Origin of the sequence: Bradyrhizobium sp. NAS80.1, from assembly GCF_001908205.1 — a bacterium.
Classification (GTDB): Bacteria; Pseudomonadota; Alphaproteobacteria; order Rhizobiales; family Xanthobacteraceae; genus Bradyrhizobium.
Map to the genome: position 1 here is coordinate 15,432 of NZ_LGHL01000046.1, position 13,386 is coordinate 28,817.

The following is a 13,386-nucleotide window of genomic DNA, read 5'->3' on the forward strand; positions in this document are numbered from 1 at the left end:
TTCAAAGCTCCTGTTAGGCCTTTAGCGTTGCCGTGAAACGCTTGATGAGATCGGCCGCCGCGAGTGCGGCGTCATAGTTCTTCGCGCCCGTGATGCGAGCGCGGGGATGGGCGGGATTGCGCACGACGCTGATCTCGTAGAGATCGAGCGCCGCAATGACGCGGTTGCGTCCCTGTTGGGTCGAGGACTTTGTCTTGAAGCCGATCGACAAACCGGAGACCAAACCGCTCTTGACCATGCCGAGCACGGTGCGGGCGCGGTCGTGGCCGGTGTGGAGCTTGCCCTTCACGACCAGTCCGTCAGCGGTCTCCGCAGCGTCGGTCCAGGTGCCGATCAGGTCGGCGGGATTGTGCTGGAATAGAATCGGCAGTTCATTCGAGACGAAGTTGAAGGCGCCCTTGACGATGAGATCGCCAGTGGTGTCGGGCTCGCCAAATGGCCATGCCGTGCCGACGATCTCGCCGGCATCCGTGACACTCAGCGAAGCTTTGATCTCCAACCGGTCCATTAGGAGCGGACCCAGTTGGTGATGCTGGAGACGCGGCCGGCATCATAGGTTAACGTCTGCGTCCAGGTGTTTGCTCCATCCGTGAACGAAACCGTCGCGACGGTGCCGTCGACGTTGTAGGTGAAGCTTTGAGTGTAGTTGTCGGGGCTCACAGCTTGCCCGGTGTTGTCGAGCAACTGGCCGGCGACTCGAGTAGGTAGCGGATTGGCATCGCTGATAGGCGTGCCGGTGGCGAAGCTCACTTGTCATTTCCTTTCACTTGGGGATTGCCGAACAACGTCCGCTCCAGGATCTTCGCGGCGAGTTCGAATGTGTCGATCACGGAGCGCCCATCGACGTATGCGACGATCAGTTCATGCGCGCGCTTGGGCGTGGTGCCGCCGCCGATCAGCGCGAGGCGAATGGTTTCGTTGATGTCGGCCTGGGCGAAGTTGCGCGAGAACACGCGATTGGCGATTGAGCCGATACCGGATCCGCACTTGGTCTCCAGCTCGCGGACCAATTCAGGCGTGAGCGTGAACGCGTGCTCGCCGTCGCCGAAAAATGCCGTGCAGGAGAGATCAGCCATTAGCCGCGCTCCCCGAATGCGGTTTCGATCGAGCCCGCGCTGTCCGCATAGACGTCGATGTCCTCGACGTCGGACCAGGCCTCGATCGGCGTGGAGCCGACCATGGTCTCGCCATAGATCAGCGTGACCGCGTTCCCCTGCTGGCCGGAATTGCCGATGTTGCCGCCATTGATGTTGAGGGCGTTGGAGGCCTCCGTTGACGGGCTGGCGGGCTTGGAGAGCAACGTTGAGGCACCAGACAGTGCGAGGCCAAGGCCAAGCGCTGCAACGGTGCCGTAACTCATGCCACCGACGAGCGGAACGCCGCTGAGTGCGCTAATGGGTGCAGCGAGCATGCCGCCAGACAGGAAGATTGCGCCGCCGACAAGAGCAGCACCGAGCACGATCTTGGTGGTGCCTTTCGCTGTGCTTGATTTCGCGCCTTTTATGATAGGAATGAAGTGAAGATCAGCGAGGCCCAGGTTGAACTGGTTGACCAGATCGATGTCGAGCTGCATGCCGTTGCGCTTGTCGCCGCGAGCGATCTTATAGGCGCCTTGCTCGATCGCCTTCACGAAACGACCGGGGAATGCGCAGTTGAGCGCTCGCAGCGCTTCAGCGGCCGTCGCGACGTCGAAACGGTGTGACTTGCCGAAGTCGTTGCCGAGCTTGCCGTGCAAATGAATCGTGCGAAGCATTAGGCGGCCTCTTGGTTGTTGTCGTTGCCGGCATTGAGCGCGCCGCCGGCGTGTGCAGATGACGTGTTGAAGTTTTCGAACACGTCGCCGCCTTCATAAGCAGGCAGGCCGAAGCCGATCTGGCGCGCTTCGTTCGGGTTCAAAATGCGTGCGGATACCGTGGCGCTGAGCGCCTGGGCACGCGCGAGGAGATCGGCGCGGGCGAAGCCATCGATGTTGAATTCGATTGCATACTGACTGCGCTCTTCCGGCGTCAGAAGCTTCAACTCAAGCTCCTGCTCGAAAGACTTCAGCCTGGGCAACAGAGCTTGCGAGAGGAATTCTTGTCCGATCGATTCAATCGAGCGGGGTTGGGCGCGGTCGACCTGCATCAGCATGTGGAGCGGCACGCGAAACAGTCGCGCGATCTCTGCGACGGCATACGTCCGCATTTCGAGGAACTGGCTGTCGACGCTATTGAACGTGAGCGCTTGCCAGGATGCGTCGGCCGGAAGAACGGCGGTGCCGCCGGACTTGTCGCCGCCCTGCGATGCCTGCCAAGCGGCCTTCGCATTCTTGAGGGTGTCCTCCGTCATCGTGCCCTTGAGGCTCAGCACACCGGAGGGACGTGCGGCGTTGCCAAAGAGGCGCGATGCATGGCGCTCAAGCACCAGGGCGAGCGCGATTACGTCCCTGCCCTCACCGACTAGACCGCGCGAGGGGTCATAGGCCGGGGTCGGAATGTGGATGATCTCCGCCGCCGGGATCTCGCGGGCGGGATTCTTGCCATCGGCTTTAATTGCGTAGGCCGGCTCAAAATTCGAGTAGTCGACGACGATGGAAGACAGCCTGGGATCGAGCCGGAGCAGCTCATAGGGCTTGCCGTCAACGCGGACGATTTGCGCGAATCCGCCGTAAGGCTGCAACAGCGCGTCGGCCATGAGCTGGGTGCGGAACAGCGCTGCCGGCGCAAAATTGTTCGGGGCGTCGTGAAGCAGCGAATAGAGCGGATGGTCGGTGGCCTTCTCTTTGCCGCCGTCCGGGAGCCGCTTGTAAATGTGAAGGGGGAGCGAGCCAGCCGCCTCGGAGATCGAGCGCACCGCGCATGCGACGGGCGCGCACGTCATGGCCGTGTGGGGCGTGACGGTCACGCCGGCCAGTGTCGGGCTCGCGCCGAAGAGACCGAAATAGAAGCCGCTCGCGTCAGCGAGGCTGGGCGCGGCTTTGGTCTCGACTATGCCGAGAAGGGATTTGAGGCGGGTCGCGAAGGACAAAGGGGCACAAAACAGAGGTTGGCCCGCTGGTTAGGCGAGCTAGGGAAGCTTCTCTGTGCTGTGCTTGGGTCGGCGCTATGAGTTCTTTTCGAACAAAACAAGTCGCCAGATTGAAACAATCTACCAATACTCTGACGGTCAATTGTGGCGAAAATGAGTCAGACGCCCCGGTCAGGCGCCTCGATCGACTGTTACGAGTTGCACCATTTTCGCCTGACTGATTCGCCGTAACTATTTGAAATTATTGAATAATACATAAAATGGTCGGGGCAGCTGGATTCGAACCAACGACCTGCAGTACCCAAAACTGCCGCGCTACCAGGCTGCGCTATACCCCGAATGTCCGGCGAGCCCCGTCGATACACGCTTCCCAAGGCGCCAGCAAGCTTCTAAGGCGCCAGCAAGCTTCCTAAGGCTGGCAATGCCCTGCCTGGTCCCTCTATTTGCTGCCGAATAGCGGATGGGCCACGCGGTCGCCCGGGCGGATGCCGTATTTCTGCGCCGTTCCCGCCACCACTTCCAGAACGGCCCGGGCGGGCCCCTGGGATGAGATGATCTTGGTCGACAGCGGCTCGGTATTTTCGGCGATGCGCAGGATGCGGCCGTCGGCACGGATGAAGATCATGTCGAGCGGGACGTAGGTGTTCTTCATCCACATCGACACTTCCTGCTCGGGATTGAAGTCGAACAGCATGCCTTTGCCGTCGGCCAATTCCTTGCGGTACATCAGGCCGGTCTGCTTCTCCTGCTCGGTCGTCGCCATTTCCACCGAGAACACCTGCACGCCATTCTTGGTGGCGATCTCGAGCGGCTGGAAGCTGGCTGCGCCGGCGGGTGCGCAGGCGATCGCAAAGCCGACGATGACGAGGATGGCAGCGAGCCAGCCCCTCGTTGGGACGGACCAGGTCGCCTTTCGATCATGGTTGGCAAAGCGCAGGGCAAAACGCATGGGGCAGCACTCGAGGGCGTGGGGCTGGATCAGTCCTTACGCGGCGATCATGACAAATGCCAGAGGCGCGCGGCTTGGCCAGCGCACCTCTGCTCACGATTGCGGGAATTGGAGATCCGCGGCCGTCAGTGCGATTGCAATCCCGGCGAGCCAGTCTCCGGATGGATTTCGGCCGCCATCATGCCCTTGGAGCCGGGCCCGAAGCGGACCAGGACATATTGGCCGGGCCGCAACTCGGTCATGCCGAAGCGGCGCAGCGTCTCCATGTGCACGAAGATGTCGGGCGTACCCTCGCCGCAGGTCAGGAAGCCGAAGCCGCGCAGCCTATTGAACCATTTGACCTGGGCCCGTTCCAGCCCGCTGGTCGGGGTAACCGTGACGTGGGTCCGCGGCGGCAGCATCTGCGCCGGATGGATGGCGGTGGACTCGTCCATCGAGACCACGCGGAACGCCTGGTAGCCCTTGGCGCGCTGGATGCACTCGACGACGATGCGTGCGCCCTCGTAGGCGGTCTGGAAGCCGTCGCGCCTGAGCACGGTGACATGCAGGAGCACGTCGGCCCAGCCGTTGTCGGGAACGATGAAGCCGTAGCCCTTCGAGGCGTCGAACCATTTGATGACGCCGGTGACCTCGACGAGGTTGGCGCCGGCCTCACCCAGACCGGTGAAGGGGCTGAGTGCGCTGTCGCGGCCACCACCGTGTTCGCCCGAAGTCATCCGCCCCGGCGATGCGCCTGGTGCGGGAACTCCCACCTTCTTGGACTCAAATCCGTCCGACGACCCCATAACCCCGGACCCCACACATTCCATGCAACCCGCCTTATTGGCGGCGTCGAATCACGCGTCTTTAGAGAACCTTCAGAGAATCTTCTCAACTGACGCGATGCGAATCTTCCGACTCAAAAGATAACACTCCCGGTTGAGAGGCATAGATAAAAAAGAGATTAGCCGGAACCTATGAACAGCTTGCACAGCTGCGAATCAAATTGATGCCTCAATTGCCGACAAAGGGCCCGAGTGCTTCGCCGATGTCGTGGCGGATGACGAGGTCGGCGATGTCGTCCTGATCAGTCGGCTCGCGATTGATGATTACGAGTCGCGCACCGCAATTCTTCGCCATCATCGGAAAGCCCGCCGCAGGCCACACCACCAGCGAAGAACCGATTGCGATGAAGAGATCGCAGTGCTGCGATAACTCGGTTGCGCGCTGCATTTCATCATCGGGCATCATCTGACCGAAGGAGATCGTGGCCGTCTTCACCGGCTCATCGCACACGGTACAGTTGGGTGCGGCGCCCTCCTCCTCGAAACGGCGCTTCACCCAATCGAGCTGATAGGCCTTCCCGCATCCGATACATCTCGCATAAGTGGTATTGCCGTGAAGTTCAATCACGTGCTCGGCGGCGAAGCCCGAGGCCTGGTGCAGATTGTCGATGTTCTGGGTGATGAGCGCGGGAATCTTGCCTGCGCGGTAGAGCGAGGCGAGCGCGCGATGACCGCGGCCGGGCCTGGCCGCCGCGAAGACCTCCTCCATCGCAAAGCGCCGACGCCAGGATTCGTCGCGGGCCTCCCGGCTGGCGACGAATTCGTCGAACTGGATCGGACGGTAGCGCGTCCAAACTCCGCCCGGTGAGCGGAAGTCGGGGATGCCGCATTCGGTCGAGATGCCGGCGCCGGTGAAGGGCACGATGGTCTTCGCCTCGGCGATCATGTCGCCGAGCCGTTCAACGCCGCTGCGAAGATCTGATGCAATCATGGGCAAGCCATCCGTCGTTCCGGGCACGCCTCTATAGCATGCCCGCGCCGGTGGATAAGTGCGTCAACAGGCTTGTCGCTTGCGCGCTTTCGCCGGCGATTTTTGCAGACCTTCGCTTATCACAATCCTGCAATGCCTCCTCCCCATTGACGCCCCAATCAGAAGCGCCAATGCATGTGTTGAATGCGACTCAAGCGCAATGCGGCGGCACTGCTTGAGTTCAGTAGTGCACAGATGGTTCGAGTGTGAATCGAGGGGATGGACATGACCGAAGATGAAGAACGCAAAGCGCGCGAACGCGAAGAGATCGCCGCCCGTGTCGCCGCCTTCCGTGCCACGCAAGAGAAGTTCAAGCGCGAGCGCGAAGAGTATTTCGTCTCGACGCTCGAGAATGCCCGCAAGGTCGACCGGCCCTCGCTCTGGCCGTAGGACATCAGTTCATCGCGCAAGAAACGCGAACGAGAAACGGAACGAAAAAAAGCCCGGAGCATCGCTCCGGGCTTTTCGCTTGTTCAGCCGTTACCAGTGATGGCGGTAATAGTGGTGCCGGTAGTAGACCGGACCGCCGCCGCCGTAATAGGCATACGGGCCAGGCCCGTAATAATAGCTGGGACCGCCATAGTAGCCGTAGCCCGGACCATAATAGCCATACGGCTGGGACGCGGCGATCGCACCCGCCGTGATCGCGCCGGCGGCGAGGCCAAACGCGAGGCCCGGGCCGATGCCGCGCGCCTCTGCCGGCGCAGGCGCCGCTATCGCGGTCGCGCCGACGGCTGCAACGGTGGCCAGGACTGCCAGTGTCTTCTTCATGATCTTCTCCTTCGCGACTCGAAAACAACGCCGGCGCCGGGTGATGGTTGCGCGCGGCGCGGAACCGAAAGCGGTCGAATAAATTTCGACGCGAAGGGAACGAAATCGCCTCGCATGTATTGAACCCCCAAGTGCGGGAGCCTCCGCCATCCGGGTGAGGCGACAGCACGACGAACCCCGTCAGCGTCCATTCGATGCTGGCGGGGTTTCAGTTTCGTGGGAGCCAATGCAGCAGACAATTGTGGCTACCAACGGGGCGGATGGCAGGGAGGACAGATTGCCGATATCCGCGTTGCTGGCCCGTATCCGCAGGCTCGTTCCCAAATCCGGCAATCAGCATTACGACGAGATCGTTCGCTACTTCGGTGTTGATGGGCTGCGCCCGCCTCCGACAGCAATGAGCAAGTCCGTTGCGAACCTCGGCCGGCGGCTCGATCCCTCCTCCCCGCTTCTGACGCCAGGCTCAATAGCGGGAGCTCGAAAACCCGGAACTGGAGCCGCGCGAGCACGTTGACATCGTCCTCGCGCAGGAGAGACACGACATGCCCGCGTGGCTGGAAGTCTTGCTGAACCTGTCCGGCTATGCCGGCTTCGTCGCGCTCGCGACCCGCGGCACCACTTGCCGGGACGCGGCTGCCGACGATCACGTCAATAGCGACGAGCGCTAGTTCGTGTGCGACACCTGGCCCGCCGTACGCACCAGCCTGTCGGCCTTGACTGCGACACGCGTGTCCTCGAGCTGCGGCCGCAGCGAGAAGCTGATCACCACGAAAGCGAGACAGAACAGTGAGCCGACGACGGCGACACGCCGGTAGGTGTGCCGGTCGCCTTGATAAAAAGTCGGTTCTGAAAAAGGTGTCATGACAAAGCTGCTTCTTGGCAAAGTCGTTTCTTGCTTGTCTTTGCCAGACACCTATCCTAACTCGCGGCAAGCGCAACGCGATTGGGCTTTTAACCTAACCCAATTGGGTTATTGGCTTCCGTGCAAGCTTTCGTTAGGAGTTTGCGCGCCTCAGATCTCGACGAGTCGCTTCAGGGTCGCGCGGAAGCTGAGGCTGCGATGGCCCGCCACCAGCACGGTGCCGAACACCTCGGCTTCGTCGTCGCTGAACGTCCCGCAAAAGCCGCTCGTCACCTCCTGCCCGCCGAACAGCGGACGGACGAAGGCATCGTCGAACGGCGAATGCTGGTTGGTGGCAAGCTCGCCCTTCCAGGTGCCGTTGCCAACCGTGTAGGAGCCGCGCGACCAGAAATAAGGCCCGCCGCCAAGCAGCACGCCATCCCGCAAGATCAGCACGCCGCTGTCGCGGCCCCTCACGCCGTCGAGCATGTGGATGTGGATGGAATAGAGGCCGTTTTTCATGGTCCACCCGCCGTCGATACGACGATAGCGCCGGACAGGGCGAGCGTCGAGACGGTGACAAGAAGGTTCTGGCGCTCGGCCGATCGGCTTTGTTCCAGCTTCGACACCCTTTCGTTCTCGAAGAACGAATCGGAATCGCAGAAATCGGCGCGGATCGTCTCTTAACAAGTGGTATCGATCGCGCGAACGAATGCACGATCACAGCGAGCTTACATCAACATGCGCAGCCGCTTGTGCCGGTCGGCCTCGAAGACTTTGCGATCTCGACGATCATCTCGAGACATCAGCATGAATCCATGTCGCTCTCCCGTCGCTCGTTCCCTAGCTCGGGCACGAGGACAGGCCTGTGCGAAGCATCACGCTGTATCATTTTGACAAGCGCGTCCGCATCGAGATCGACTGGCCTCGACTTGTTCTGCATCCAACTCCATTTCGTTCTCAAGGAACGAATCGGAGTCGAGAAAATCAGGGCGGAGCGATTCCTAACGATCGATGAAGAGGCTCGCTGTAGCGTCTTCGACGGCAGGACGCTTTGCTGGCAGGAATTTCGAGACGACTGCGAACACGATGACGATCTCGCGGCAAGGTTCGCATCGAAAGCTATTGCTGGAGGTCGCCGTCATCGGCTTGGAGCATTGCGGACATGTCATGCTGCGCGAACGCTGATGGCAACGGTTTGTTCCTCGGCCATCGGCGGCAACCATACGTGAGCGCAACGAGGGCAACCACGACGGCTTCGGATTGACAACGTCGTTGCGCCTCGCGTGCAGCTCCTCGCAGCACACCGATCAAGCGCGCGCCACCAGAGTGAGAGCGCGCTTGCCGGCTGCCGCATGTCGTCGATATCAGCCGCCGCCTCTCAAGCCGCTCGCTTCGCGCCTGCCTTCTCCGAAAAGCATTCCAGGATCTGGATGCGGAGTTCTTCTGCGGCCGGGCCCTCGACCTTCCTGAGCTGATTCCAGAGCCTGATCACTTCGCGCTGTTTCTCGATGGTCATAAATCACCTCCAACGTGCAACGTGACTCACTAGAACAAAATGAGAACAGAAAGTCCAGCCCTGTTCCAGGATTTCCTGGGCACATCGCTTTGAACCTTTCCGGCGCCGCACGGACACATGAAGGCTGGGATTTCAGCGCCCGGTCACATGGCAGCGCCGCCTGACGAACATACTCCGTCACCGCGGCGCTGTTGATCTCTGGATTTTCAACCTTAAGTTAGAGGCACTGCTGGCGGCTAGGCGCTGAAATCCCATTGCCGTCGGCGAGAGAGCCCCGTGCGAAGGCGCGGGGTCTTTCTTTTGCGCTTCGGATTGCCTGGCGCGTCCTGGATCTCATGGGCGATACAGCCGCTTCCTGCCTTGATCCGGACATCGGCATGGGAACTCACAACTTTCCGGGCACGTGTGAGCTTGTTCATACGTCACCCGGATACGCAAAACTAAACTCGGCATTGTCTAACCGAGTTTGCGCCGATGGATGATGAGTTTTGCCGAGAACGCCTCAGGACGGTTCGGGACCTCGCCGAGAAGGCAGATCCCGTCATCAAGAAGCGGCTCCTTGAGTTGGCCCGCCACTACGAGCGGCGCCTCGCTATCGGCGCAAAGCACCCCAAAGACCGGGGCGGCAACCACGATCGCCGCGAGAATAGCCATCCTTGACCGACGGCGCGTCAGCGGCGCGGGAACGAATTTTCGTTCTGCATATTGTCCGACCGAATTCAGCCCTGCTGGCGGCCGTGCGGTGCGGCCGGTCAGCTCTGAAGAACCCCGCGCATGCGGGGTTTTTCGAGAGAGATTCCGTTTCCGGAAGCTCGCCGCGGCGGTCGTTGCGGTGCTCCGCTGAGGCGACCGCCGCAACGACGTCGCCAGCCCTTAGACAGCGTCCTTGGCAACCTTCAGCGGCGATGCCTTCACCGACTTGCTCGCCGGCTTTGCCGCAAACTGCATCGGCTCCTTCGTGAAGGGATTGACGCCCATCCGGGCTTCGGTCGCCGGCTTGTTCACGACCGACATCTTCACAAAGCCGGGAATGACGAACTCGCCGGACTCGTTGAGCTCCTTGTATCCGACAGTCGCCATGTACTCGATGACCGACTTCACGTCGTTCTTCGAAAGCTGCGTGCCCTCGGCAATTGCGTCGATCAATTGAGTCTTCGTCATCTTCGCCATGTCTGAATTCCTTTTGTGCGCGCGAGCAACTCTTGCTCAGGACGCGATTTGAACCACGCAGCGCGCTGCCGATTCATGCCCAACGGTCATGAAGTCACGGGGCTTAGAACCTATCGAGGCCCAAAACACAAGCCGCGGCTCGGCGGGGGTTCCGCACTTATGCCGGATTTTCTCTTTGAACCATTCTCCGGCTGGCGCGTCTAACTAAGGAAGTCTCTGAGCTTCGCCCCGTCAGAGAGCCCCGCTTCCCCCCAGGCGGGGCTTTCGCTTTCTTGATGCCGGTCACGGGCCCAGGCCGGACGACGATCCCTCGAAGATCCAGACTGAAGTCCGAGCGCGGTGCCCCGGGATGTCCCGCAGCCATCCTCGATACGGCGCCAGAGTCACCTCATCGTGAAACCTGTGGCTCGGCATGCGTCGTTCATACTTCGGTAACCCAACGCCTCCAAGCTTCCGTCAGTATCGTTGCGTTGGAGTAACCCCACAATGTTGGATTTTAACGAGCTGCGTGAACTCGCGGCTGATGTGCGCGTTTTCGTCGACATCGCCGAAGACAAGGCTGAAGCGCTTAGAACCGTCATCGCCGCTTATGACGTGGTGTTGGCGATCTTCCCTTCTGAAGAGGGCATGGGCCTCCACGTCATCAAAGGCCGTCAGATCCTGGACAAGATTGCAAAATCACGGACCAATACGCTTTACAGCCACACGGCCATCGCGGTGCCCGACCTCGAGCACGCCCAAATGCTCAAGTACCTGACGGCCCCCGTCGAACAGCGGATTGCAGCCTAGTTGCAGAGGGCAACTGTGTCGGCTCGGCCGTAGCCTCTGAAGTTGCTGAGCGCATCTTGAAGGAGCGGCTGGGAATGACAGAGACTGACGCTGGCGAAGGCTCTTCAGTGAGCGATCGGCGGAGCCTGTTTGCGACCTGCAGCGGGCGCGCCCACCTCGGTGGCCCAGCAAAAAGGCCGTGAATCCGATCGCGATAAAGCCGAGGCCGATGATAGCCGCCGCGAGTTCGACGGCGTTTTCCAAATCGAACAATTTTGCTATGGCGCCCCCTGCGGCGCTTAGGAGCGTTTCCACGATCGCGCTGAGCAGGCTTTGAAGCATTTCATTTGGTCGCACCCGGCTTCGTCGGGGTTCAACCGCGATAACGTCCCCGCTTTGGAGCGCGTCACGCAATGGCACGCAGCTAATTGAGCGCCGCCGTCAACATCTCAATTGAGCGCCGGTACTTGTCGTCACCGACCCGCTTTTCGGGCGGTAGCTTCGCCAAACGCTCCGGATCAAGATTGTCCTGATTGTCGGCCCTCTTCACCGCCATCGCCATTCGGTCACCCGACTCCACGATGGATTTGATGCAATCCAGGTATGGAATGCCTTTGGGCTTTGACAGGCGTTTTACGGAGTCCACAACGGTTTTGGGGTAGCCGAGGCGAAGGAGATCCTCGGCCGTATATCTGGTGTCCTCGATCAGGTCATGAAGTAACGCCACGAGCCTGCACTCGTCGGACGCATCCGGGCCAAGCCGGTTCATCACCGACACAGGGTGTTTCCAGTACTCAACGCCGCCTTTGTCGAGTTGATCCGCGTGGGCTGACTTGATGAAGGCAATCGTCTGTTCAATCGTGGGAGTGGTCATGATCGGCTATTCTACGCGGCGGGCTTTGCCTGGCAAGCGAGCACCTCTTGCATCCGCTTCTCGATCGTAGCGCTGGCTTTTGCCGCTGCCATGAAGCCAGAATTACAGTGACAGCGCACACGGGCGAGACGGGGCATGCCGCAGCATGCCTGCAAGCCCGGACATCAATTGAATGCACTGTCACCTGAATCCGTCGTCCCCAGGCGGCCGGCCGATGCTCTCCGCGGGCAGTCCTACTCGTGGCCCGTAGCGTCCCGTTCGTCCTGTCGAACCGGGAGAACGCGATCGACGAGACCCCACTCCACTGCTTCTTCGGGCGTCATGAAGCGATCCCGATCCATTGCGCGCTCGAACTCCTCGTAGCTCCGCTTGCAGTGTTCGGCATAGATCTGCGTCATGCGGTGCTTGGTCCGCTTGATATTTTCGGCATGAATGAGCATGTCGGAAGCCTGTCCCTGAAAGCCGCCCGACGGCTGATGGATCAGGATGCTGGCGTTGGGCAACGCGGCGCGATGGCCCGGTTCGCCAGCCATCAGCAGGAACGACCCCATCGAGCAAGCCGTCCCCATGCAGAGCGTATGCACCGGCGCGCGGATGTAGCGCATCGTGTCGTACATGGCGAAGCCGCTGGTCACGACGCCGCCAGGCGAATTGATGTACATGCTGATCGGCTTCCTGGGATTTTCCGCTTCCAGGAACAGCAATTGCGCGCAGACCAGCGCCGAAACCGTGTCGTTCACCTCCCCGTTAACGAAGACGATCCGTTCGCGCAGAAGGCGGGAATAGATGTCGAAGGACCGTTCCCCTCTGCTGGACTGCTCGATGACCACAGGGACGAGTTGCATCGCTTCGCGCATCGGCGAACTCCATTCGTCGGATCTTGTTTGTCGGTAGGCTGGTCGCGCGTCAGGCGGCGAGCATGACGGTCGGGCTGTTGTTGTTGGCCGCCGCCCTCGTCATCCGCGCGATCCGCATGTCGGTCGCTTCGTGGATGATCCGCAAGCTGGTCCCACCGGTTGCGTTGGGAGTGACCCTGAACGTCACCACGCTTTCGAGGAAGGGCGGCGCGTCGTCGCGCATCCTGTAGCTGACTTCCTTGCCTGGTGTAACGGAGGTCGCATCGGGATCGGCCAGCGCTTCCTGCGGCAACCAGCTGTTCCGAAACTCCGGGATGCTGATCGCACGCCAGACCTTTTCCGTGGGCTCGTCGAGTTGGTACTCGAGTTCGAAGCCGACTTTCCGATCGCAGCTGCTTTCGTCGTTCATTGGTCCATATCCTTCAGCAAGACCTTGAGAGCTTCGATGCGTGCGGGCCAATAGGCGCGATACTTCGCCAGCCACTGCGCGATCAGAGTGAGCCCGTCGGGATCGACCTCGTAGTTCACGAAACGCCCCTGCCGTTGCTCCCTGACGAGCCCGGCGCCCCGGAGAACCGCAAGATGCTGGGACATCGCCGGCTGGCTGATCTCCATACCCTCGCGCAAGGCACTGGCATTCATCCCGCCCGACGCCAGCTTCTCGAAAATCGCGAGCCGGGTCGGATCCGCCAGAGCCCGGAAGATGTCATTCTGGATCATGACGACACATAAGCATACACTTATGTGATTTGCAATCGATGATTTCGCTTTTCTGCGGAAAAGCGACGCTGTTACTTTGGCCAGGGTTGAACGAATTCGCATTTTGAGAAGAGAAAT

21 protein-coding genes and 1 tRNA gene are annotated in these 13,386 nt (G+C 60.8%); 3 read left to right on the top strand and 19 right to left on the bottom strand.

The window, feature by feature from the left end:
• Positions 1-13 precede the first annotated feature (13 nt).
• The 9 genes from AC629_RS11300 to AC629_RS11340 all read right to left on the bottom strand — a co-directional run bounded on the left by AC629_RS11300 (position 14) and on the right by AC629_RS11340 (position 5,710).
• Complete coding sequence (locus tag AC629_RS11300; RefSeq protein ID WP_084804847.1) at positions 14-508, bottom strand: HK97 family phage prohead protease; 495 nt, start codon at positions 506-508, stop codon at positions 14-16.
• The gene (locus AC629_RS11305) at positions 508-750 is read right to left on the bottom strand and encodes a hypothetical protein (RefSeq protein ID WP_084804848.1); all 243 of its coding nucleotides are present in this window, start codon (positions 748-750) and stop codon (positions 508-510) included. The genes AC629_RS11300 and AC629_RS11305 overlap by 1 nt, the downstream gene beginning before the upstream one ends.
• Positions 747-1,076, bottom strand: a complete 330-nt coding sequence (locus AC629_RS11310) for a gene transfer agent family protein (protein WP_084804849.1) — start codon at positions 1,074-1,076, stop codon at positions 747-749. The genes AC629_RS11305 and AC629_RS11310 overlap by 4 nt, the downstream gene beginning before the upstream one ends.
• The gene (locus AC629_RS11315; RefSeq protein WP_084804850.1) at positions 1,076-1,753 is read right to left on the bottom strand and encodes a tail assembly protein; all 678 of its coding nucleotides are present in this window, start codon (positions 1,751-1,753) and stop codon (positions 1,076-1,078) included. Before AC629_RS11315 ends, AC629_RS11310 begins: the two co-directional genes overlap by 1 nt.
• Positions 1,753-2,883, bottom strand: a complete 1,131-nt coding sequence (locus AC629_RS11320) for a phage portal protein (protein ID WP_283846319.1) — start codon at positions 2,881-2,883, stop codon at positions 1,753-1,755. Before AC629_RS11320 ends, AC629_RS11315 begins: the two co-directional genes overlap by 1 nt.
• A 384-nt stretch (positions 2,884-3,267) precedes the next feature.
• A tRNA-Pro gene (locus AC629_RS11325) sits at positions 3,268-3,344 on the bottom strand.
• 101 nt (positions 3,345-3,445) lie between these two features.
• Positions 3,446-3,955 (bottom strand): DUF192 domain-containing protein, encoded by a 510-nt coding sequence (locus AC629_RS11330; RefSeq protein WP_084804852.1) that lies wholly within the window; start codon positions 3,953-3,955, stop codon positions 3,446-3,448.
• A gap of 125 nt (positions 3,956-4,080) precedes the next feature.
• The gene (locus tag AC629_RS11335) at positions 4,081-4,740 is read right to left on the bottom strand and encodes a cold-shock protein (RefSeq protein ID WP_084804853.1); all 660 of its coding nucleotides are present in this window, start codon (positions 4,738-4,740) and stop codon (positions 4,081-4,083) included.
• Positions 4,741-4,948: 208 nt separating this feature from the next.
• Positions 4,949-5,710, bottom strand: a complete 762-nt coding sequence (locus tag AC629_RS11340; RefSeq protein ID WP_084804854.1) for an SIR2 family NAD-dependent protein deacylase — start codon at positions 5,708-5,710, stop codon at positions 4,949-4,951.
• A 264-nt stretch (positions 5,711-5,974) separates the two neighbouring features.
• Between AC629_RS11340 and AC629_RS46690 the strand changes: the two genes are divergently transcribed.
• Positions 5,975-6,139 carry a hypothetical protein gene (locus AC629_RS46690; RefSeq protein ID WP_168195450.1) on the top strand — a complete coding sequence of 55 codons (165 nt, stop codon included), beginning with the start codon at positions 5,975-5,977 and terminating at the stop codon, positions 6,137-6,139.
• 90 nt (positions 6,140-6,229) lie between these two features.
• Here the strand turns inward: AC629_RS46690 and AC629_RS11345 are convergent, their stop codons facing one another.
• Positions 6,230-6,520: a hypothetical protein gene (locus tag AC629_RS11345; protein WP_084804855.1), complete on the bottom strand. Its 291-nt coding sequence runs from the start codon at positions 6,518-6,520 to the stop codon at positions 6,230-6,232.
• Positions 6,521-7,062: 542 nt separating this feature from the next.
• On the opposite strand from AC629_RS11345, the gene AC629_RS49800 reads away from it, so the two are divergent.
• Positions 7,063-7,188: a hypothetical protein gene (locus AC629_RS49800; RefSeq protein WP_143199059.1), complete on the top strand. Its 126-nt coding sequence runs from the start codon at positions 7,063-7,065 to the stop codon at positions 7,186-7,188.
• Here the strand turns inward: AC629_RS49800 and AC629_RS11355 are convergent.
• The 5 genes from AC629_RS11355 to AC629_RS11370 all read right to left on the bottom strand — a co-directional run bounded on the left by AC629_RS11355 (position 7,185) and on the right by AC629_RS11370 (position 10,050).
• Positions 7,185-7,382 carry a hypothetical protein gene (locus tag AC629_RS11355; protein WP_084804857.1) on the bottom strand — a complete coding sequence of 66 codons (198 nt, stop codon included), beginning with the start codon at positions 7,380-7,382 and terminating at the stop codon, positions 7,185-7,187. The genes AC629_RS49800 and AC629_RS11355 overlap by 4 nt on opposite strands.
• 150 nt (positions 7,383-7,532) lie before the next feature.
• On the bottom strand, positions 7,533-7,883 hold the full coding sequence (locus tag AC629_RS11360; RefSeq protein WP_084804858.1) for a GrlR family regulatory protein: 351 nt from the start codon (positions 7,881-7,883) through the stop codon (positions 7,533-7,535).
• An 859-nt stretch (positions 7,884-8,742) separates the two neighbouring features.
• Positions 8,743-8,880: a hypothetical protein gene (locus AC629_RS46695; protein WP_168195451.1), complete on the bottom strand. Its 138-nt coding sequence runs from the start codon at positions 8,878-8,880 to the stop codon at positions 8,743-8,745.
• A 456-nt stretch (positions 8,881-9,336) separates the two neighbouring features.
• Entirely contained in the window at positions 9,337-9,534 is a 198-nt protein-coding gene (locus tag AC629_RS11365) for a hypothetical protein (protein WP_084804859.1), read from the bottom strand.
• Positions 9,535-9,753: 219 nt separating this feature from the next.
• A complete protein-coding gene (locus tag AC629_RS11370) occupies positions 9,754-10,050 on the bottom strand; it encodes an HU family DNA-binding protein (RefSeq protein ID WP_018323108.1) in 297 nt (98 codons plus the stop codon).
• Between the two features lie 486 nt (positions 10,051-10,536).
• Between AC629_RS11370 and AC629_RS11375 the strand changes: the two genes are divergently transcribed.
• Positions 10,537-10,839: a hypothetical protein gene (locus tag AC629_RS11375; protein ID WP_084804860.1), complete on the top strand. Its 303-nt coding sequence runs from the start codon at positions 10,537-10,539 to the stop codon at positions 10,837-10,839.
• A 403-nt stretch (positions 10,840-11,242) separates the two neighbouring features.
• Here AC629_RS11375 and AC629_RS11380 read toward each other — a convergent pair whose 3' ends face one another.
• From AC629_RS11380 to AC629_RS11395, 4 genes are all read right to left on the bottom strand, one after another.
• Complete coding sequence (locus AC629_RS11380; protein ID WP_084804861.1) at positions 11,243-11,692, bottom strand: hypothetical protein; 450 nt, start codon at positions 11,690-11,692, stop codon at positions 11,243-11,245.
• Between the two features lie 233 nt (positions 11,693-11,925).
• Entirely contained in the window at positions 11,926-12,549 is a 624-nt protein-coding gene (locus tag AC629_RS11385; protein WP_084804862.1) for an ATP-dependent Clp protease proteolytic subunit, read from the bottom strand.
• A 49-nt stretch (positions 12,550-12,598) separates the two neighbouring features.
• Entirely contained in the window at positions 12,599-12,958 is a 360-nt protein-coding gene (locus AC629_RS11390) for an SRPBCC family protein (RefSeq protein ID WP_084804863.1), read from the bottom strand.
• A complete protein-coding gene (locus AC629_RS11395; RefSeq protein WP_084804864.1) occupies positions 12,955-13,269 on the bottom strand; it encodes an ArsR/SmtB family transcription factor in 315 nt (104 codons plus the stop codon). Before AC629_RS11395 ends, AC629_RS11390 begins: the two co-directional genes overlap by 4 nt.
• Between the last annotated feature and the right edge of the window lie 117 nt (positions 13,270-13,386).